Consider the following 20,949-nt stretch of genomic DNA (forward strand, 5'->3'; position numbering starts at 1 on the left):
CCGGCGGTGCCTTATGGAACTGACCTCCGGTCAGGTTCCATAAGGCTGCGTGCCTCCGTCAGGTGTTGAGCCCTCCGGGCCCAACACCCCGCCGCGAGCACCAAGGGTGAGAAGCCGTCAGAGAACGGCTGAGAGGGTATGTGAGCCCTCCGGGCACCCACACCCGCCCGCCGAGCTGGCCCACAGCAACACCCAGCGCGCGACCGCCCACGACGGAGCACGCCCCAGCACGAGAACCCTCCCCGGGCCAGCCCGCACCACCAGCCACCCCACCCCACAGCAGGCAGCCGGGCAGGAGAGGGGAAGTCAGACCCCCACCCCAGCCCCAACACACCCATGACCAGCAAACACGCCCAAGGACACTCCAGCGGCCCCTACCCGCTGTCGTACCCCATGCCCTACCCGCCTGCCCTACCTGCTGAAGTCCCCACCTCCGTAACCCATGTCGTACATGCCTGCAGGTTGTTGTTCGCCCGCTCCAGGCCCGCCGGCCTCAGGGCGGCTTGGCGAACGAGAAAAATCGACGCCACGCAAAGGTGACGGACGTCACATACCCTTTTTAGGCAGCCCAGCTCTTTTGTGACGATTGCTTAAATAGACGCCGACCTCAGGGAGCTACATCGAGAAAATAACGGGTCGTCAGCATGTCCTAGAGTAGAAGTAGTTCAAGACACCGACGCAAGGAGCGTCACATTTGGATAATAACTGGAGGGCAAATTGTCTCAGCATGAATTCTTGATTTTTACGTTCGTCGCCACAGTGCTCCTCTACCCCGTCCTGGGGGCAGCAGCAGCACTCACCTTCTTCTTCACCATCGTCGGACAGCACTACGTCAAGTAGAAACCGACGCCTCGCCCCCACAGGCGAGGCAAGCTTGTACCACCGATCACCGATTTGACGCTTCAGCCCAGCCGGCACTCCCCGCTCGCCCAACCTTGGCTCCGTGATCTATGGGCTGGCTCTTGAGAGCACGCGACGGCCCCACTCCCGGTCCCGCACCAAGCCGTCGTACACATGACGGCGCTGACACCCAGGGCACCGCACAGCCCACTCCACCGACAGCGGACGGGCCGATCAGCCCTCTGGGACAACTCGTGCTGGAGACAACACCGTTCGCCGTTCTGTCCGACCCGCGTCGCCGCTGAGAACACAAGCCCCGCCGTAGCAGAGCGCACACCCACGCCCCGAAGCCGGGTACACCCCAAAGACATACAGCCCATCCGAGCGCAGCTCCCCTCTCGGCTGGGCTCTCGGCTGGGCTCTCGGCTCGACGTGAGCTGGAGGCCGACCTGCCCGAGCCGCCTGTCACCTTCGGGGGGTGTACCAGGGCACCAGACGCAGCAGAAGGTCGAGCGTGTGCCGCGCTGCCATGCGGGTGGCCGCGCTGGAGGCAAAGGCTGCGGCGAGGACGAGGAGGAGGAGGACCACGGTGAGCACAGCGGCAACGGCCACCAGGAGGCTCGCCGCATGTCTGTTGCTGCGTCGGACGCGGCAGGCCTGACGGCCCAGGACCTTGTACCGCCGCCATCAGGGATCCGGCCGAGTTTCTTGACATCGACATGGATCAGTTCGCCGGGCCGCTCGCGTTCGTAGCGGCGGATCACGGTGTCGGTAGGCGGGTCCATGAAGGCCAGGCGGTTTCAGGCCGTACCGAGCCAGGATCCGGTGCACGGTCGAGGCGGGCAGCCCCAGGACCGGTCCGATGCGAGCGGGCCGAGCTTGCGGTCCCGCCGTAGCCATCACACCCGCTCCTCCGCCGTCGCCGGGATGCGGTGCGGCCCGCTGGAGCGGTCGTGCAGCCCTTGCTCGCCCTCGGCCCGCCAGCGGCGGATCCACTTTGGGTCGTGGCGCGCGAAATGCCCATCTCCGCGGCCACATGAGCGACAGGACGGCCCGAACGGACACGCTCAACGAGCAACCGCCTGCCATGAACGGTCAGCCGGGCATTACGGTGGGACACGAAGACCTCCGTGCGGTGCGTTCCTAGACAGCTCCACCACATCGGAGGTCTTCGCCATGTTCAAGACCCACCAGTGTCAACAACGCTCGTGAGCAATACGCCTGGTCGCGTGACACGGCCGTGTGGTCAGCTTTGTTCCGGGCCACTACGGCGCTGGAGACAAACTGGCGCTGTGCAGTGACTGACCTTGCACGGTTCTGGCCCTTTGGTGGGCAGCAGTTCCCGTCCTGGAAAGGCAGGATCTTCCGTGAGGCAGGGTGTAGCGGAAGGAGTTGCTGTGGACTGCAGCGATGTGGACGGCTGTCACTCCTATATGGAGTTTCTACAAAAGCTCGGTGGACGGGCTTATGCCGAAGTGCAGCGTGCGGACACGAAGGCGACGACTGTCTGTGGTGTTGCCGGCGGCCTGTTGGCCCTGTCCGTGGCTGCGCTTACGCAGAAGATTGGCATTCCTCTGGGGGCAGTGTTTGTGCTGGTGGTCAGTTGTCTTCTGCTGGCTGCTGCGGTGGGTGTTGCGCTGCTGGCGTTGCGTCCGGTGCTGCCGATGCGTGGGCTCCGCAGGGTACTGACCGAGGGGTCGTGTGGGCATGGCGGATGCGGTTCTGGTGCAAGTGGTCCGCTGGCCAGCACAGTTGTCAGGTGGGAGAGAGAAGACCTTCGGCTGCAGGCGTTGTCTCATGTGGCTGACAGGAAGTTCCGCTTGGTCCGCGCGGCTGGCGACCTTGTCCTGGTGGCTCTACTGGTGGCCGGAATGGGACTGTTGAGCTGTTGCGCATTCAATTGAGATGATCTCAACGTATGTGATGAACCACCCGAATCGCACCAGGGGGATGGGTGTATCAGCCGCCGCGGGTCCAGGCGATCGGCGAAGTGCTGTGGGGGCGGCTGCGGGCGCTCACGCCGCAGCGTGTGCGCCCGGCACGGAGCGTGTTGCTGCGGCAGGGAGATCCTGCAACGCATGTGATCCTGCTGGACTCCGGTTCAGCGCTGGTCACGCTGGCCGGGGACAGCGGGGGGCGGACGCTCCTGGCCGTACGCGGGGCCGGTGAGTTGCTCGGCGAGCTGGCTGTCCTTGACGAGAGGCCGCGCACAGCCACAGTCATCGCTGCGGAAGCTTGTCACGTTCACATCGTGCCGGCTCCTGAGTTCCTCAAGTTCGTGAGCACGCACGAGCTGCTGACGCCGTTGCTGCGCCACGCCATCGCCCGGGTGCGGGAGTCAGACGCGGTCCGGTTCGAGCTCGCCACGGCATCCGTTCCCGTGCGTCTGGCATCGGCTCTCTGTCGCCTCATCGAGGCCTCCTCAACCGTGTCGGCGCAGCATTCCGTTCCGCTGACGCAGGCTGAGCTGTCCCAGTTGATCGGCGCGTCCCGGAACGCTGTTGGATCGGCTCTTCGACCGTGGCGGGAGAAAGGCTGGGTGCGTACCGCGTCAGGTGGCGGGCTGCTCGTCTGCAACATTCATGCGATTCAGTCACACGCACAGATGCAGACGTGATGCGCGGCATGCCGGGGATGCCCACTGGTGGGCACCGGCGTCGGCTGGACCGCATCAACATGGGGCACTCATCTGACCGCTCGTGCTGAAAGGCCGGTGCCCGCATGTCTTCGTCGCCGTACCCGAAAGAAACCCAGATTCCGGCCGAGTTCGCCCTGCTGGCTTTCGACATGGAGAAGTACAGCAAGATCCCCGAAGTGAGGATGGAAAGCACGCGGTCCGACGTGGACGACATCATCGCTGGCGTGCTCGCCGACTGTGGGCTGCCTGATCCCCAGACGCTGCCCCATTCGTACAAGGACGGCGGGGACGGCGCGATCCTGCTCTTTCCTCCCGAGGTCCTCGCGCGGATCATCGACCCCCTGCTCGGACGCCTCAGCGCAGCTCTGGCGCGCTACGACCAGCAGCGGCTGGCCAGCAGTCCCCTCGTGCGGCTGCGGGTCGCCGTGCATGCCGGGCCTGTGACCGGGCCCGAGCTCCGCAGCGGCAACGCTCTGGTAGACGTCAGCCGGCTCCTCGACAGCCAGGCGGTACGTAAGGCTCTGCAGTCCGCGGCGGACACGGGTGGCTTCCTCGCCGGTGTCCTGTCCGAGACCGCCTACCAGCGGTGTGTCCACGGCGGCTACACCCCTGAGCTGGCACCCCTTCACTTCGCGCAGGCCACCGCTCGGGTCAGTGACAAGCCGGGCTACCAGGCGCTGTGCCATCTCCACGTGCCCGGCATGCCCGGCGCTGCTATCACGCCGTACCTGGACGAGGAGCCGGACCCGGGTTCGCCGGAGGCCGGTGCCCCCGCCGAGCCCGGGCCGTCGGGCGCCGCCCCCTCTGCAGCATCGGCCGCCCAGGGCGGCGGCATTCAGTTCCACGCGCCGCTGTACGGGGCCACCGTGGGCGGTCACATCGAACGTGTGCGCAACACGTATCCGGGTCGCTGACCGATAGCCGCGCTAGCCCCTACCCCGCTGTCGCCGACACCCCGCTTCACTCTCCTGGAGTGCCCTGATGTCCGATGTCCCGAACGATCCTGCCCGCCCGCACCAGCCCGCCGCTGAAACCGACGCTGTTGCACCGCCCGCCGCACCCCATGGCTGGAAGTCGCCCTGGCGCCGCAACCAGGACCCGCGCGAAAGCAGCAACCACGCCAGCACGCCCCCCACTCCCCCAGACGCTGTTCCTGCCGACCGGGAAGGAGGACCTGCTCTGCAGGCGAGCGACGGCGCGATCCACGTGCACCGGCATGTCGACGTCGTCGCGCAGCACATCGACGAGCTGATTCTGGAAACCCGCACACGGGACCTGCTGGAGGGCGACGTCCAGGACCGCGTCACCCTTCTGCAGCAGCCATTCGTCCGCAACGAGCACTGGACCGAGCTGTGGGGCCAGGCCCTGCACCCAGGTGCAGGTGCTCTCCGCCAGCCCGTACTCATCGTGGTCGCGCCGCGCGCGTTCGGCTCCACAACGCTCAGTCTGCGTCTTCTGGCAGAGCACACCCCCGACCACGTCCCCCTGATCAAACTGGACGCGGACTGGAGCAGCCCCTCCAGAGGCCGGCTACCGTTGGAGAGAGACCACGCCTACCAGCTCGACCTGAAGCACCCGGCCAACGACGTCTTGTCGGCCGACTTCCTCGATGCGCTGTCCAAACATGCTGAGAGCCTCCGCAGCGCCCACTCACATCTGGTGCTGTCCGTGGCGGAGGATCTGTGGAGAGACCACCGGCTGGGAGAACGCAGCGGCATCCACGTTCTGCGCCTGCGCCAGGCCCCCGACGCTCTGGCCCTGATCGAGGCGCACCTGGACGCCCACGGCTACAGCCGCCTCACCAGCGTGCTGCGTTCCTCAGCCCAGGCACAGGCCAGCGCGCGGGGTCTGAACGCCGTATCTGCAGCACGCGCCGCGCGCACGGTCGTGGAGGCCTGGCAGGAGCACCTTCACCTCGAGCAGCACCCCCGGCGCTCGGCCGCCGGGAACACCGCCGAGCCACTCACGCTGCCCCAGCGCATCGAAGCGGCGCTGACCGACTGGCGCGGTGAACTCGACTCCCGGTTCGGAGAATCCACCGCGCAGTACAACAGCGGCAGCGGCTCGTTGACTCTGGAGGACCGCTGCCTGCTTTTGGCCCTAGCCGTGTGGCAGTCCGCTCCCATGCCGCAGGTGACCCGCAGTGCAAGCACGCTGCAGGAAAGCATCGAGAGTTCTCCTGGCGCCGGGGTGCTCTCGCAGGTGCGCAGCGCGTTCTCCAGCCGGGGACTGCGCCGCCGCATCATCGATGTCGGAGCCGACGTCAACAATCAGGACATCGTCGTCTTCGACCGGCCTGCCTACGGCCGTGCCGTGCTCGAGTACGTCTGGGACAACTACGACGTCATGCGCGACCCGCTAATCGCCTGGCTGGTCGGCACAGCTGCAGACGCCTCACCAGAGGACCGGGCTGTACAGGTCCTGACCGAGCTGACCCTGCGGCACGGAACGGTGGACTACCTCGATCGTCTCGGCAAAATCACCAGCGGGGTACGCCCGGACGTGCTGGGCACCGTCATGGACAACGCCGTGCGTGACGAACACGTCGGCCGCCTCGCCTGGAGCATGCTGTACCGGTGGGCCGGCGGCCGCTCCGCCTACGCGACCGTAGTGATCGCAGTCTGCCGGCGCATTCTTCAGGAACCCGACGTCACCGCCTCGGCCACCAAGATGGCGATGGTCCGCCTGCGGCGCGTCGCCCAGTCCGGCGGCGGCGATCCGGACACCCGCAGGAGCATCCTGACCGTCTTCCAGGAGCTGGCCGGCCAGCCTGAAGTCAAGCGGCGGCTGGTTGCCGAAGTCAGGAACTGGCAGCAGGACAAGGGGGCCGCCCGCAGCGGCGGCCTCGCCTTCATGGCGCTGACCTTCCTCACCGACAACGGCATGCCGTGGCTGATGACCCCTTCCGCATCGGACATTGACGCGGTCCGCGCCGTGCACGACCTGCTCAAGGACCCCGACACCACGACCGAGATCATCCCCCGACTGACCGCATGGATCCGTGCATGCGCCGACGACCCCGAGCTGTACACGCAGCTGCGGGACCAGCTGCTGCCCGCCCTGCGAGGGCACAACATGTTCCAAGCCGGCGCCTCGCTCATGCAGGAACTGCGGGGCCTGTCCACCACCGAGGGTGCAAGCGTCGCGGACGACTTCTACGACCACCTCGTCGATACCCGACTCCACTCCGTCTTCCCGCCCCCGGGAGACGCCGCATGAGATGGCCATGGCAGCACCGTCTTCGCACCACCGCCTGCAGTAGTCCACGCCTGCTGCCCACCGCCACCGACGGCATCAGCTTCCATGCCTTCTACACCATCCACTGGCGCCCCCACCGGTGCAGCCAGCCGTGCGTCGAAGAAGCCGTCCGCACCCACGTCCACGCCATCGCACTCGACACCGCAGCCCGCCTGCCCGCCACCGACCTGCCCGCAGCCCAGGACGCCATCAACGCCGCCCTGCCCCACCGATGCCGTACCACGCACTACCGCTTGGTCTCAGCCCGGGCAGTCCTGCAACTACCTGCCGACGCAGCAGACTTCCTGCAACAGCAACAGGCAGACGACCACCGCATCCGCCGACTGCGCTTCCTCAAAACTCACCTCTACGACCACCCCGGCCTCGTGGTGCTGGACCGGCTCGAGCGCCAATCCCCCGGCGCGCTCAGCGACGACCACGTCGCCGAACTCCAGCGCCTCGCCCGACTCATCACGTCCTGCGACCGATGGTGGTCCCCGCTGATGCAGCAGTGGGAACAGCTCGGCAACGGCTTCCACGACACCGAGAAACAGCAACAAGCCATGCTCGCCCTTCTCGACTCACTCAAAACCCTCAACGGCGGCAGCCTGCCCACCGACGCCACCACGTCAGGACCCGACGCCTTCGCCCCAGCGACCCAGTGGAAAGCCCACCCATGAAACTCGCTCTATGGCGGGCCGTCCTCGACCCCCTCACCAGCCTCCGGGCCGTGATCATCCAACGACGCAGCACCACCCCTCTGTCCTACGACACCGCCTGGCGCCAAGCCCGCATGCACCGCCACCCCGACGACATGCCCTACCGCCTCCACGGCCACCAACCACAACCCACCACCGACACCACAAACCACCAACCCGCCAACCCCTCATCCACAGACGTCACTTGAAAATCTGTGGCGCACGACATGGCGAGCCGGCTGAGACAAGCCTGCGTATCTACCTGATTCGCTGCCCACAGCCCTCACCGCACCGGCTCGGCCACCGGTCCGGTCTCCGCAACGGCTTGCGGAGACCAAACCCCAACAGCAGCGCCGGCAAGCACGGCGCCGCAGCCCGACACAGCACGCAGCACGGACTTGGGCAGCGGAGTGCAGTGACGGGTTCGATGGCCGTGGTGGAGGGCGTCGTTGAAGGGCTGGCGGGCGTAGTTACCGCCGCCAAAGAGCAATCGGCTGCCAGCGCTGGCCTGACGCCGTGCACCGCGAGGATCGGCAGCCAAGTCGAACGCCACCGGTAGAGCCTGTCTCATGGTCAGCGAGTGACTCGCAGTGAGAGCGGTAGCGGAACAACGGGCAGTGAAACATGGCGAGCTCATCAAACACTTCTGTGAGGTCACTGCTCCTCTGTCATGCTCGCCTTGCGCGGTACGCGACCCGCTCAACACTGCAGATAATGAACGGCGTTTCCAATGAAGATCCACTCAGTAGCGGCCCAGGATTTCCTCTCCTTCGCCTCGCTCGACCTGCCGCTCCACTCCGGCGCAACCGTCATCACCGGACCGAACGGGGCCGGGAAGTCGAATCTGGGCGCGGCAATCGCGCTCCCGGGGCTTGTCCTGGACCACGGACTGCGCGGTGACCGTGATGCCGCGGATCCGCTCGAGGCCTACCAACAAGCAGGCCGGAACGGGACCGACGCGTACACGGTCAGTCTGGACCTCGAGCTGGACCAGCCCTGGGAGCAGGAACTGGTCAGGCTGTTCGTCGAAGGCGCGGTTACGATGGCCGCCATCGAACAGATCTCGGCTGCGAGCACGCCAACCGCGGCCAGGGCAGTCCTCGGTCAGTTCGTCGAACTCCCCGTGGCAGCGGACTCCATCCGCAGTCTCCTGCGCGGCAAACTGACCGTCGCCTACAATGCCCGCCAACATGGCCCATGGTGGGCTGCCTGGAATTTCCGCCATGCCGACCAGGACATGCAGCTGCTTCTCAAAGGGCCAGGCGCAGGACGCCTCCACCGGGGACACATGGCCCCGTGGGTGGATAACCTGGTAGCACCCTTCCGCACCACGATCCCGCCCCTGGGATTGGGTACGAACGCGGACAAGGCCCCGAGAGCCGACGAGCTGACGTCCATGCTCCAACACGAGGATTCACCGCGGGCAGGGAAACCACAGCCTTCATCAGTCGGCTTCGGCAGCATCCTGGACAGTCTGGACCAGGCCACTGCCTTCTTTATGGACGTCCCTTCGCTGGCCAACAGCAACGTCCCACAACCGGTCAGTCTGGCGCTGCTCGCCCGGCTGCTGGGATTTGAACAGAGATCGCAGACGCGCTTCGACTTCCGGTTCGTCCTGGCCGAGGTACTTCGCCGAGGGCTAACAGTCACAGACAATCGACGACTGCCCCTTAAGCGGCACTTCCCGCTCACGGACCTTCGCGCACTGGTCGACCTGCGTGACGGCAGTGGCCTGGCCGGCGAGCTGTACCGGCTCAAGAACGGCGATCTGGGTGAGCAGCAACGCTTTGAGCGGGTCCGGGAGATCTTCAGGGAGATCACCGGACTGGATCTGCATCTGCGCAGTCTGCCCATGGCCGACTCACACTTGGCCGTTGATGTCCTCGTCGGGGAGGGCGGGCAGGCTCGCAGCATCCAGTTCGCGGGTGCAGGCATCCAGGAGACGCTGTTCTTGGCCACCTTGATCGCCGGTGCGCCAGGCAGCGTCATCGTCCTGGATGAGCCTGCAGTGAACCTCCACCCCACCATGCAGCGTCGTCTGGCACGCGAGCTGGCAGAAATCCACGGCGTCGTCATCACCCACAGTCCCGATCTCGTCCCCTGCTCCCGTATCGAGGATCTCGACCGTCTCGTGCGACTGACCCCACGCTCTGACGGCACTCATGTGGCGAAGCTGCCGGGAGAAAACCGGGCACGCCTCGGCGAATGGCTGCAGAAACTGAACCTGAGCGACATACGCGCACTGCTGTTCGCATCGGCAGTCATTCTGTGCGAAGGAGCCACCGATCTCGGCGCACTCGGGTGGTGGTGGCAAGACGGCGCGGCCAGCACCAGCTCCCTCGACCCGCAGGGCGCGAACATCGCCATGATCGACGTGGGAGGCGACAACAACTTCGGCGGCTACGTGAACTACCTCGAGGCGTTCCAGATCCCTTGGACTGCAGTAGCCGACGGTCCCGCATTCCGGCCGACCAGCGGGCTCAGCAGACAGCTCAACAACCTCGGGCTCGCCCCCGCAGACGGCCGCCCAGATCCGGACGACGACGACTTTTCAGCATGGCGGGCGTACTGGAACCAGGCCGGCGTCTTCACCGTGGCTGACACGTTCGGCGGAGATCCGCAAAAGTCCGGAGAGTTCGAAGCCTTCCTGGAGCGTCAGAACTCGGCGCTTCTGACGCGGATGCGCGAACTGCACAGCAAGAGCAAGCCGCGTGTCGGAGCTGCCTTCGCCGCCTCTAATCCTGCGCCCCAAGAAGTCGCTGAACTGTACTGCCAGATCCACCAGCACATCGAAAACCAAATGAAGTAACGCACCCCCACGGGCTTCGGTCGGACCGCTACACGCGAGGCGCGGCACCGCGAGAACGAGATAGGGATTCGTATCCGCGAGCCGCGGATGTAGTGAGCTGTGTAGCGCGTACAAGGGACCCTCGCCCGGAACGCCCATTCGGGAAGGACCTGCTCCTGTTGGCGATAGCAGGAGCAGGACCCTAGCCCCAGGCAGCGCGTGCCAGACGGAGCCGCACCGCGGCCGACCGGAAGAACGAACAAAGCGCGTTGTCCCTGTGACCTTCACCTGCCCGTAGCGTGTCCGCCAGCTCCGGAGATCATTTCACCAGAGATCGCGTACACGGGCCCGAACCTGCAACGCGACCGCTAAGGACTCTGCTTCCGCCCCCGGTCCAGAGTCCTCAGCCGCGTCCCGGCCCCTGCAACGCTCTGGCCGGGGCCGGGCCACACCCATGCCTGTGCCCCTCCCGGCTGGCACAGCGAGCTCCTCGCAGCTCCTGGCAGCTCGTCGCAGAGCCGCATCGCCTGAGGTGATATCACTTTCGCCCTGGCGAAGGAGACTTCTCATCACAGGCGGCAACCGGCAACGGGCCGCCGGCCCTGATTGCTACTGGCTCCAACCACCGCGACAGGGAACAAGAAGGCAGGTGTTGGCGCACCCTCCCATGTGAAGCCGGCTCCCCCAGCCTCAACCAAGGCCGGGGCGTTGACTTCACCCACATCCACCACCCCGCACCCCGGGGACTCTCACCAGCCGGCCGGCCTCCGCGACGCCGTCCGCGCACGGCGCCGGGCAGCGGCAGCGGGCGGCCGCGTGCGAAAGGGAAGCAGTGCGCTGCAGCGGGCGGCCCCCGGCGGGGGCGCGGCACCAGTTGTCCGGTCATCCGGACCAAGCGGCCTGCTCACCCTTGCGTCCCAGGCCGCCGGAACGCAAGGGTGAGCTCTGGGAGACGTCCGCCCCGGGTCCCCGTTGAGGCGCCGGGAAAGACGGTCCGTGGGTGCGGACCGTGCGCAGGGCTGGCGAGGCGCCCAACTCTCAGCGGGGCCGGTCGTCATCGTTCTCGCCGCGGATCGCCCGCTTCGCCCGGTGCCAGGCCGCGAAAACGTCGGGGAGCTGGTCCAGAATGCCGCGCACGGCGAAGAGCAGGACGCTCGCGACGCCCGCTACGGCCAGGATCCATACAGTCAGCACATCCACTGATTCGTACCTTCGTGACAGAGGTCGAACCAGCGTCAAGGTGTGCTCAGTTCGACCATGAGGCGGTCAGAACTGAGCTCACGCCGACGGTAAAGCTCAGGTACTGCTGGGGAGGTTCAGGCAGAAGCAGGAGCGACTGCGGGCGGCCGGTTGGGTGCAGGAGTCCGGGTCGTGGTTCACGGATCACAAACAGGGGTTGGCGACATGTCGGCTCGCCTTCCTCTGCGCCTGGCACAGCCATTGAACCGGCCGGGCCGCCGCGGCGGGCCGTTTGCGGGATACCGGCACGCAGGTGGCCAGCCTGTATCTGGTAGATCAACCGCAGCCGCAACAGAACATCGCCAGGGACCGGTCCCGAGTACCGAGTAGCCGCCCCCAGCTCCCGATGTCTCTGCCAAGAGAGCTCGGCAAGATTCTTTGCCGGTCGGCCCCGGCCCCGGCCAGCGGCTGTGCGCTCCCGAAATCCTCATCAACCCCGACCTGCTCGCTCCGGCCTGCCCCAACACGGAGAGGCTCCTGTTCGTCGTGCCGGACGGGGACGGGGCATGCGCATCGTCCGGGAGAGCCCGGCGGTCGTACCGACCCGGGCAGTCCTCTCGCAGAACTGATGGACGCGTTACGGGTCCGCGCCCATGCGAGCGGGGTGGGGCATCCGTCATCGACATGCCCTCGCCCCCGATCGCCATGGACCACTTCGCGCGCGACGTGCTGTTGGTGCCACGCAGCGAGCGGTGGCGCCAGGCGGTGTCCACGGCCGTGCTGGGTAACTGGTGCACCTCTCTGCTGCAGACCGGGCACCTGCCCCCGACCGCTCTCGACGTCCTGAAGGCGCAGGCCCACACGGTGAACCGCCAGCTGGTGCCGCCGTGGCGGCACCAGACCCGGCACGGGCGGGTGCTGTCCCTCGACGCGAGCCTGGGAGAGGGGCTGTCGCTGTACGACCTGGTCGCCATCCACGCCAGCCTGCTCGCGCACACGGCGGGCGGGGTGTTCGAGGACGAGCGGCGGCGCCGCCGTCGGGCAGGGACTGTGCCATCGCGACCATGGTGGCGCACTGCTCGCGCTCCGCCTGGGCGGCGAGATGGGCGGCAAGCCACATCTCGACGATGCCCCGGGCGCGGCGCATCCCGTAGAACAGCAGGACCAGCAGGGGAACCCCGCCCGCTCCCGCCCAGTACGACCAAGTCACAAGACTAGGCCTCCTCGTAGTGACGATCTCGTTGGTGAAGACCACCGGTCTTCACCCCCTCACACGCCACCGCACCGCCGGATCCGGATGCCAAGGGCCAAGATTCTTTCCCAACTCCCCCCACCAGCACGCCTGTCACGCTATTCGCCCTCGTCACAGCCGTGTCAGGCCATGAGATTTTTTTGATGCTGAACCCTCGCGGTGAGGGTGCACCGACGGCCCTCTCGGTGCCCCCGCCGGGAGGCGGGCGGCCCGCGGCACGTGCGGCAAGGGACCAGCCCTCGGCGGCTGGCCCAGCCAGGCGGTAGGGCGGAACGAGGGCCCGCCTTGGGCCTGCCTGCCATTCAACCTGCCATGGGAACAGGGACGGAAGGACGCGCGACCCGTAGGGCAGCCCGGTCGTTGGAAGAGCGTGATCACCCTGCTGGGGGAGGGCTGCGGAGGAGGGTGAGGGCGTGCGGGGAGCACTGCGGGTAGTGCCGGTGTCCGGTGAGACGACGTGGTCGTTCCTGCAGGAGCGGCCGTGCGAGAGCAACGCGGTACGGCCTCTGCCAGTACCGGGCCGGGGCGCTCGAGGCGTGAGCGTGGGATGTGGTGGGTGCTGGCCGTGCACCGGCCGGTGGAGGTAGCAGCGGGTAAGCCTCTTCCTGCCGCTCTCGTGGGCTCGGCCGCGGCGATGGGTGGGGATGGGGGCGGGGCGCCCAGCACGGCCAACAGGAGCCGCTCTTGGCTCTACTGCCGCCCGCCCGTCAAGACGGGCGCTGCCCCCCTCCCTCACCGCCCCCGCTTCGAGGGCGGCGGCATCGTCCTGCGCGAGCGCGGAGGGCCGCCGCCCGACGCGCTACAGGCGACCAGGCGGCACCAGGCCCTCTTGCCTCTTCTCCGTCCTGTTCTGTACCCCACTCCCCACCCCCTTCTTTTACGGGGGCAGACAGGACGAGGAGAGGCAAGAGGGCTGTCGGAAAACGTGGTTGGGGTTGGTTAGGGGGTCTGACCTGCACGAATCGAAGTGTCCCTCTGGCGGACGCCAGTAGGGGGCACGGTAGGGAGATTGGTAGAGGCACCGGTAGGGGAAACGGCGCACACAGCGCCTCTCGTGCGCGGGTCCCGAGGAAGATAGTGGAGAACATCGACGGCGAGCCCGTCAAGCTCGAAGCCTTCCTCGAAATTCAGCATGAGTTGAACTAGGCGAACGCGGCGACGGAAAGCCTGCGACCCGTCCTTCGCCAGACTCAGTAGAGCAATAGGACAAGGGGAGAAGCGTGGCCACCTGCCGCGCTACTGGGATCGGCTGGCGTTCGAACCCTCCGCTGCGGGACGAGGCGCCGATGCACCTGATCGATGAGCGGGAGCAGTCAGCGCGTCCCGCAGCACACTGTCTGGCGTGCGCGCCATGCGCAGCTGCTCCCGGATCACTTTGGCTTTAACCCAGCGGATGCCGGTGAAGATCCACAATTCCAGGATCCCGTGGCCGACCTCACGCACCTCGCTCGGCTCGAAGAGGACCGTCGGAGGGATGGCGCCCTCGGTTTCCGGAGCGGGTCGCGGGGCGGTGTTGTACGTCGTGATACCGCTCCCACCCTCACCGCCCGGCCTGCGCAAAAGTTGCGCATTGCAGGCTTGACCTGCACAAATAAGCGATTACGGTACTACGCGGCCCGAACAGCTGCGCAGACGCCGGGACCCGGTCGCCTGCGCGATCGGGCGTGATGCGCAGCGTCCACGTCTTTGCGCAGAGGCCAGTGCGCAACGGTGCGCACCGACTGCGCAATGCAGGACACCGGTCACGACGTTTGCGTAATGGGGGGCGCACTGCCTCCTGTTCTCCCAGCCCACGCAACATCTCCTCGTGCATGACCGTCCCTACCCCCAGGGCTCCGCCGCCGTGCGGCATGAACCGGCCCTCTCTCGCAGGGCGGTCGAGGGGGGCCCGGACGGCTTCACGTGGTGGGGCCGAGCAAAGCACCCGACCAGTCACATCAACTCCTGGTAACGAGCCCCCACCGATGCCTCGGGGACCCGACCACAGGCCCCACCAGTCCAGGTCAACGCCATAGTTGCCCTCACGGTCACCTCGCCCAAGAATCTTCCGGTCACCGCCGCGACCACGACCCCCACCACACCCCCCACCGGTCCGTCAGGCAGCGCTCCCCACCTGCTGCCAGGGAGACCCCACATGGCAGAGGGACCCCAACTCGCTGTGCGACGCGCCGGATACATTCAGTGCCAGGGTCGCGCCGAACCCACTCGGCGCGGCCCTGCTCAACGCTGGGAGCGCCGGCCGAACAACGCCTGGCGCAGGGTCGGATAGGGCAGCTGAGGTTCGGTGTCGGTGCGGCACTCAGGGCAGTAGTGGCCATCTTCGGGCCGTGCGATGTTGTCGTCCTGATCCTGAGAGCTGGTGACGGGCAGTCCGCACCACCTGCACGGCACCGACACTGGCACCCGTGCGGGAACAGGTATGGGTGTGGGTGGCTCGGCTGCCCAGTCGTCGCGTGCACCCCACGGCTGCCGGTCGAGTGCTGTGTCAAGTTCGGCTTGGCGGGCCTGGTCGCGGGCGGCGTAGGCGTCGTAGTCCTTGGGGTTGGCGAGCGCGTCGGTGAGGGTTTCCCACTGGTCGTGGCCGCACCGCCACCACACCGTCCCGCACGGGCCCTGCTCCTGGAGGCGATCGAGGGTGGTGAACATCAGGGGGATGGCGTCCGCGTAGTTGTAGTAGCCATCACGGTCCTTGCCCCCGTAGCTGCCGCGCGGCTGGTAGGTGCCAGACCAGATATCCCTCGTCTGCTGCAGCACCGCGTTCATCCGGTTCTTCAGCCCTTCAGGACCGATGCGGGTGCCCTGGTTGAAGACCACCGCGACCGGCGGGTGCCCATCACGGCCCGTCGGCGCATAGCGGGTGCGCCACACCGGCAGTTCACGGCCTTGCGGGCCCTTGGTGGTGAGACGGAAGTAGTGGGCGTACTTCTCGAACTTCGCCGACAGGGTCTGCGCGGTCTCCGTGCAGTTGTCGACCTCCACAAACAGCACCGGTAGACCGGCCTCCGGAGCCTGAAGGACCGCATCCGCCCGCACCCCGGCCCGCGCGCCGCGGCTGCTGGGCAGATTCAACGGGACCTCGGTCGACCAGCTGCTGACTGAGCCCATACCCGCCAAGGTGGCCGCCTCCGATGAGGTGAGGGCCCTTGCGTCTGCGGGCAGGGGGCGGCTGGACCGCCGGGATATCGGCCGGGTGGCCACTGCGGGCGTGCGGGTGATGGCGATGACGGTCTCGTTGACGGCCATCGCATGCGGGGCGCCCGATCGGGCCGCACCCCGAGCTGTTCCGCCCATCTGATCCACGGGCCGGTCCAACACCTCCGCTGCCGCGTCCAGGCCCAGGGGCGTCAGCGACCACAGCTTGCCGCCCTCGCGCGTGCTGCCCTCCGAAACGGTCAGGCCGTGCCGGGCCAGATCCAACAACGCGTTACGGAAAGCCTTGTTGTCCTTGTGGCCCGGTGCCGTGAGCCGGTGAATCTGGTCGGCCGTTGCCACCTTCAGCACACCCAGTGCAGCCAGGACGTGCCCGCGCACCGCACTCGTAGACCCGTACGGGTACGTCTTCGAACCACCCACCCCTACCCCCACCCTCTCTTCCTCGCCGCCCCACGATCCTGCGACGCCGGGCGCCGCTGCGGACCGGCGCCGGCCGGGCCGCAAGCAGCCGATGCCGGCCCGGGCCCTCTTCTTCCTCACCTCCGCTCACCCTGCCACCCACCACAGACAGCAGGGTGAGCGGAGGTGAGGAAGAAGAGGGCCGTCGAGGTCGGTGGTGGGGGCGGGTCAAGGGGGCTGACCTGCTCAAACTCAGGGCAGTGAACTACGACCACCGGTAGGGGGGTTGGTAGGGGGAAGGGAAGAGAGACCGGTAGGGGAATCGGCCCCAGACCGCACCGAGGTGTTCAGCGCCCCAGACGGCTGGCACGGGGCCGCCGCGCCTCGCGGGTAATCTCGCCGCGCCTCTCTGCGGCTCGCGCAGCTGATAGGCCACCTACGACGTACTGGACAGGCCCAGGGGTCCGGGCGATCTCCCGCACCATAGACGCCTCCCCGCGTTTTACGATCTCGCGCTGGATACACGACAAGATCGCCTCCTGCCTGGCGGCAAGGTGCTCCAGCTTCCGCCTCATCCAGCTCGCCACCCCGTCATAGGAGGCGCGTCCTCGCGCACGAGAGCCCAGCCCGCCGTCGGGGTACCGGGCAGCCGGACCAGTACGGGTGAGCCAGCAGCCGCGCCTGCAACCGGCGCCTTGGAAATCACAGAAGAGGCACGTCCGCCTGCTCCTCATGAGCGGGGCCGAGTAGAAACAGGGTTGCTGTTATTCGAAGGCGCTGCAGCGCACCCGCGCCTCAGGATCAACGGACCTAGTGCCATCTCAGCTTCAACTTCACAGGCTAAGGAACCGGGTAGAGAGACGGGCCGAGCGCGACGACCGTCAGCGCCGACACGCACATGGAGGAAGGCCGCCTCACCCGCCGGCTGCTCTCCCCACTGCCAGAGCAGGTACGTCGTCTACCAAGCCTGCCAGCGCGAAAGAATGCACAACCCGTTGTGCGAGTGCCTGCCCCTGGCCGAGGTCAACGCTTCTCCCCCATGGCCGCGTGCAACCAGTCAAGCGGAGCCTGCGCGAGAAGCTGTTCGGCGAGCCTCTGGCCGGTCTCTGTGACGATGCGGCCACGGCTGTTGTCGATCCAGCGCTGAGCGCTGGCGTACCCCTGCGCCTTGTACTCAAGGCCTTGCAGCATGCACTCGAGTCTGTCGGCGTCCCGCGCGCAGATTGCCTCAGCCGACTCCTTGGCCTCGTACTCGGCGACCAAAGCCCGCACTGCGGTGCGCAGGACTTCTGGCATGCCAGCAGTCTGATCCGCGGTCACCGCTTCATGATCGCCCGGCTCGGCATACTTCTTGCCGAGGTGATTCACGTCTCCGGTTCGGGTCTCCTGGGAGTCGTGCCACACCGCCATGTGAGCAGCGCGTGAGGCGTCGGCGCCCTCGAGCGTGGCGATGACGGAGGCGATGATCGACGTGCGCCAGGCGTGCTCGGCGACGCTCTCAGGGTCGCGGACGCCTGCCATCCACCAGCCGGTGCGGCGGGCGTTCTTCAGGGTGCCGGCCTCCCACAGGAAGTGCGCGACTTTTGCCAGGTCCTGGTCGGCCACGGTGCGTCTCCTTTCACGCCTCGGCGAGGCGGATGGCGTAGCGGATGCCTTCGAGGGTTGCCGACAGCTCCCCCGGAGGCACTTCTATGTCAGGCCTTGGCCGCCGCAACCTCGCGCACCCTGCCAGCAAGTTCTCGTACTGCCTGGGTCTTGGCGTACGGCGCCAGCTCCTTGCGCATCGTGTGGAAGTGATCGTCTCCGCGAACGGACGAGACATGCTCGTACTCGTCTAGGAATCGCCCCCACGACTGGCATGAGGCGTCCAGGTGTCCCAGGCGCAGTTCCCGTTGCGCCAGGACCGCGTAGGCGTGAACACGGCCCTGCCGTTCCTGCGCTGGCTGAAACCGGATCGACTGCTTCATCGCGTTGACACTGCCCGACAAGTCGCCCTCCTCCATCAACACGTGGGAGACGTGGAACAGGTACGCGGTCTTGTCGTATCCGCCGATCGCGTCGCGCCGGTTGTCGGCCTGCGACAGTGCGGTCTCAGCCTCCCGCAGGCGGATGTGGGCCTGACGGCGATCTCCGATCATGGACGCCGCATGGGCCTGCTGCCCGCGTAGGAAGGCCACCAGGCGGGGGCCTGCCGACGGTGCCGCTTCGGCCGCGGAATCGGCCAGCTCCAGCGCCATCCGGCCATGACCTAGGTTCGAGGACTGGAGCGACATGCCGCGTAGCGTGCGGCAGTAGGTGACGTGGTCGCCTGCTTCATCGGCCAGCTTGAGCGCCTTGACGTAGTACGTCTGTCCAAGGCCGTGAGCCTTCTCGTACATCGCCATCCAGCCGGTCAGGTAGGTCAGGTCTGACGCTGCGGCAAGCATGTCCCGCTTGACCGCCTCGGAGGACTGCGCCCGCAGCCAGGGGCCAACGGTGTTGACGAGGAACGCGGCCGCCATGGGGCGCGCGTGGCCGGCGCCGAACTCGTCAAGGATGTCCGCGATCCTCTCCGTCATGGACCGCACGGAGGCGACTTGAGAGGCGCCTATCCGCGTGGTGGCCTTTCCCGGGGCAATCGGGTCATCGGCGGCTCGCGCGCCTTGCTGGAACGCCGGCACGGAGAGCGCTGCCGAGAAGAGAGTCGCGGCCAGGACACCGCGTCGAGATGGATCCATGTCCGCCCTTCCTAGGTCGATCAACTCCTCCACAGTGTCGAGTGGTTCGGAGCCGTCGCCGGACACGGCGGGCTGTAGACCGGCTTCCGCGTGGGTCACCGGCCGTCCTAACCGTGCGGATAGCGCCTCAAGAATCAGCGGCCTGACTTCGGGTTTCGGTGGCGTTCCCGCAATCCAGTGCGCGACAGCCGTTCGGTCGTACGTCAGATGCAATCCAGCCTGGGGGCCGAGCCGGTTGACGTGCTGCGCCAACTGCGTGCGCGTCCATCGTGCCTGCTCAAGCAGCGCGGCCAGGGCCGGGTTCGGCGTGCGCTTTCTCGTGGCCATGTCATCAACTCCCGACAGCTCCATGGCGTTCACGGTGTTCACGGTCCCACCGATCGCCAACGGTACCCGCAGACAGTGATCGAGCGGTTACCTCTTACGAGTAAAGCAACTGCTCTCAGCCTTGATCGCCTCACCTTGGCGCCGAGCGCACGACCCTCCGAAACCAAATCAGGGAGTTTCCCCGTGAACCCGCCACCGCATCGCCCCGCCGCTTCGACCGCATACAACGTGGAAGGGCTCGCTCTCGCCTCCTCCCCGAAGCAGTCTGCTCGCCCCGCGGCCGAAGCGAGCCCGTCTGAGGGCCTCCGGGTGATCTCCCCGGCCGTTCGACTTCTCGCGGAGGAGGAGGACGCTCATCCGCAGTTCAGGTGGGAGACGAGATTCATGGCTAACCTTGCGGCCGGTGCCAACGCCCGGCTGCGGACGCGCCCTCGCCTGACGGTGGCTCGCTGGCACGGAGACGTCGAGTTGGCGAGTCGGGTCGCGGCGCAGCTGGTGGCGAACGGCGCGGAGCACGGTTTGCCGTTCCGTGACGGCACTGTGGGCCTGCGTCTGATGATCGGACAGGAGTCGAGCGAGCTCGTCATTGAGGTGACGGATGCCTTTGCCGAGTTCCCCCACTTCGAAGAGTTGACGTCCGATCCCGACTGCGCCTCCGTGTGTACGGGGCTGCGGTGGCTGATGCGTCATCGAGTTCGGCTGTCGTGGGAGGCGCTGAAGAGCGACGAGGGCGAGGTCATCGGCAAGACCGTCAAGGCGATCGTCCCCGTCAGCAAGTCGGAGGAGACGGCATGAGCCTCACTCAGCAGCTCCCTCGCCGACAGACCGACCAGATCCGCAGATCGGCCGCCCCCGTTGGCTTCACGCAGAACCACGAGAGCATCGATCCGAGCGCTGTCGCACCCGACATGGGAGATCTGGCCTCCCGGGTCCGTGCCCTCATGGCGCTGCAACACCAACAGGTGTTGCAGCTCCCATTAGGGGGACGGTTCTTCGACATCGTTCTCACCGCGAGTGGTCCGCAGGCGTACGCCGTCATGGCCGTGATGGACAACATCCAGCACTCCGGCAAGGAATCCGCCGACGCGTGCGGGCCGGTGATCGAGGACCCGCAGCGGTCGTGGCTGGTCTGGCTTGTCCCTCCGGGCACCAGCGAGCAGTGGGCCCCGCACCGCTACGCGACGTGTCTTGGCCGGCCCCACCACATCGCGCTACCCGCCATAACGGCCACGGAGCCGCCGAGGCCCTACTGGCGACGTCCCTGCCGAGGCGATCGACTCGTCCCGCCCGCGGCACTGCGCCAGTTGCTGGACCAGTTCCAGCCCGGTCCTGCGCCTCACGAGGTACTTCTCGGATCCATGCTGAGCACGATCTCCTGAAGGGCATCAAGGGACCGCCGTGATCACACCACCGAGCACTCAGGCTCATTCTCGTCTCGAAGCCGTGCGCCAGGAGTACATGTCCCTGATCATCGATGCCGCCGTCAGCCGGGGAAACCCGGTGAGGGTAGCGCCATATGTCCTACCACTAACCGGCGCTGAGCGGTGTGCTGACGTCGAACCGATCGGGCAGTACGCGGCAGCGGTTGGCTGGCAGGTCACCTGTACTTCATTCGCTAGCTCGGGGCAGCCGCCGCTCGCACAGCGGAGCGGGTTTGGCGCCGCCTGCCGGTATGCAGAGCAGGGGTACGCGCATGGCATTCTCGCCATCGCTCAGCCGAC

At 67.0% G+C, this 20,949-nt stretch carries 13 protein-coding genes and 1 pseudogene; 9 read left to right on the forward strand and 5 right to left on the reverse strand.

Translation table 11 applies throughout. The annotated features are described in order from the left end of the window. Positions 1-1,460 precede the first annotated feature (1,460 nt). Positions 1,461-1,960 (reverse strand): annotated as a pseudogene (locus ACFYQQ_RS28115) (helix-turn-helix domain-containing protein); the annotation flags it as partial. Between the two features lie 277 nt (positions 1,961-2,237). Between ACFYQQ_RS28115 and ACFYQQ_RS28120 the strand changes: the two are divergent. The 7 genes from ACFYQQ_RS28120 to ACFYQQ_RS28150 all read left to right on the forward strand — a co-directional run bounded on the left by ACFYQQ_RS28120 (position 2,238) and on the right by ACFYQQ_RS28150 (position 10,222). Next, positions 2,238-2,744 carry a hypothetical protein gene (locus ACFYQQ_RS28120; RefSeq protein WP_355787243.1) on the forward strand — a complete coding sequence of 169 codons (507 nt, stop codon included), beginning with the start codon at positions 2,238-2,240 and terminating at the stop codon, positions 2,742-2,744. A 50-nt stretch (positions 2,745-2,794) separates the two neighbouring features. Then, positions 2,795-3,457 carry a Crp/Fnr family transcriptional regulator gene (locus tag ACFYQQ_RS28125; protein WP_356240074.1) on the forward strand — a complete coding sequence of 221 codons (663 nt, stop codon included), beginning with the start codon at positions 2,795-2,797 and terminating at the stop codon, positions 3,455-3,457. A 104-nt stretch (positions 3,458-3,561) separates the two neighbouring features. Continuing rightward, positions 3,562-4,392 carry a hypothetical protein gene (locus ACFYQQ_RS28130; protein WP_355782419.1) on the forward strand — a complete coding sequence of 277 codons (831 nt, stop codon included), beginning with the start codon at positions 3,562-3,564 and terminating at the stop codon, positions 4,390-4,392. A gap of 67 nt (positions 4,393-4,459) precedes the next feature. Further along, positions 4,460-6,697: a hypothetical protein gene (locus tag ACFYQQ_RS28135; RefSeq protein ID WP_355782417.1), complete on the forward strand. Its 2,238-nt coding sequence runs from the start codon at positions 4,460-4,462 to the stop codon at positions 6,695-6,697. Beyond that, on the forward strand, positions 6,694-7,395 hold the full coding sequence (locus ACFYQQ_RS28140; RefSeq protein ID WP_355782414.1) for a hypothetical protein: 702 nt from the start codon (positions 6,694-6,696) through the stop codon (positions 7,393-7,395). Before ACFYQQ_RS28135 ends, ACFYQQ_RS28140 begins: the two co-directional genes overlap by 4 nt. After that, positions 7,392-7,622 carry a hypothetical protein gene (locus tag ACFYQQ_RS28145; protein ID WP_355782411.1) on the forward strand — a complete coding sequence of 77 codons (231 nt, stop codon included), beginning with the start codon at positions 7,392-7,394 and terminating at the stop codon, positions 7,620-7,622. The genes ACFYQQ_RS28140 and ACFYQQ_RS28145 overlap by 4 nt, the downstream gene beginning before the upstream one ends. Before the next feature lie 521 nt (positions 7,623-8,143). Continuing rightward, complete coding sequence (locus tag ACFYQQ_RS28150) at positions 8,144-10,222, forward strand: AAA family ATPase (RefSeq protein WP_355782408.1); 2,079 nt, start codon at positions 8,144-8,146, stop codon at positions 10,220-10,222. A 1,017-nt stretch (positions 10,223-11,239) separates the two neighbouring features. Here the strand turns inward: ACFYQQ_RS28150 and ACFYQQ_RS28155 are convergent. The 4 genes from ACFYQQ_RS28155 to ACFYQQ_RS28170 all read right to left on the reverse strand — a co-directional run bounded on the left by ACFYQQ_RS28155 (position 11,240) and on the right by ACFYQQ_RS28170 (position 19,228). Then, complete coding sequence (locus tag ACFYQQ_RS28155) at positions 11,240-11,401, reverse strand: hypothetical protein (protein WP_355790714.1); 162 nt, start codon at positions 11,399-11,401, stop codon at positions 11,240-11,242. A gap of 3,451 nt (positions 11,402-14,852) precedes the next feature. Next, a complete protein-coding gene (locus ACFYQQ_RS28160) occupies positions 14,853-16,325 on the reverse strand; it encodes a replication-relaxation family protein (RefSeq protein ID WP_356240077.1) in 1,473 nt (490 codons plus the stop codon). 882 nt (positions 16,326-17,207) lie between these two features. Then, positions 17,208-17,789: an HD domain-containing protein gene (locus ACFYQQ_RS28165; protein WP_355788020.1), complete on the reverse strand. Its 582-nt coding sequence runs from the start codon at positions 17,787-17,789 to the stop codon at positions 17,208-17,210. 89 nt (positions 17,790-17,878) lie between these two features. Beyond that, on the reverse strand, positions 17,879-19,228 hold the full coding sequence (locus tag ACFYQQ_RS28170) for a hypothetical protein (RefSeq protein WP_355788023.1): 1,350 nt from the start codon (positions 19,226-19,228) through the stop codon (positions 17,879-17,881). A gap of 183 nt (positions 19,229-19,411) precedes the next feature. Here ACFYQQ_RS28170 and ACFYQQ_RS28175 point away from each other — a divergent pair, with 183 nt between their 5' ends. Further along, on the forward strand, positions 19,412-20,023 hold the full coding sequence (locus ACFYQQ_RS28175; RefSeq protein ID WP_355788018.1) for a hypothetical protein: 612 nt from the start codon (positions 19,412-19,414) through the stop codon (positions 20,021-20,023). After that, entirely contained in the window at positions 20,020-20,607 is a 588-nt protein-coding gene (locus ACFYQQ_RS28180; protein ID WP_355788015.1) for a hypothetical protein, read from the forward strand. Before ACFYQQ_RS28175 ends, ACFYQQ_RS28180 begins: the two co-directional genes overlap by 4 nt. Positions 20,608-20,949: the final 342 nt, after the last annotated feature.

Source organism: Streptomyces sp. NPDC005496 (assembly GCF_042872045.1).
Classification (GTDB): Bacteria; Actinomycetota; Actinomycetes; order Streptomycetales; family Streptomycetaceae; genus Streptomyces.

Bases quoted from the DNA above. Each gene is read 5' to 3' on its own strand.
- ACFYQQ_RS28130 (WP_355782419.1), top strand. From the start codon at position 3,562: ATGTCTTCGTCGCCGTACCCGAAAGAAACCCAGATTCCGGCCGAGTTC.
- ACFYQQ_RS28135 (WP_355782417.1), top strand. From the start codon at position 4,460: ATGTCCGATGTCCCGAACGATCCTGCCCGCCCGCACCAGCCCGCCGCT.
- ACFYQQ_RS28145 (WP_355782411.1), top strand. From the start codon at position 7,392: ATGAAACTCGCTCTATGGCGGGCCGTCCTCGACCCCCTCACCAGCCTC.
- ACFYQQ_RS28170 (WP_355788023.1), bottom strand. From the start codon at position 19,228: ATGGCCACGAGAAAGCGCACGCCGAACCCGGCCCTGGCCGCGCTGCTT.
- ACFYQQ_RS28150 (WP_355782408.1), top strand. From the start codon at position 8,144: ATGAAGATCCACTCAGTAGCGGCCCAGGATTTCCTCTCCTTCGCCTCG.
- ACFYQQ_RS28140 (WP_355782414.1), top strand. From the start codon at position 6,694: ATGAGATGGCCATGGCAGCACCGTCTTCGCACCACCGCCTGCAGTAGT.
- ACFYQQ_RS28180 (WP_355788015.1), top strand. From the start codon at position 20,020: ATGAGCCTCACTCAGCAGCTCCCTCGCCGACAGACCGACCAGATCCGC.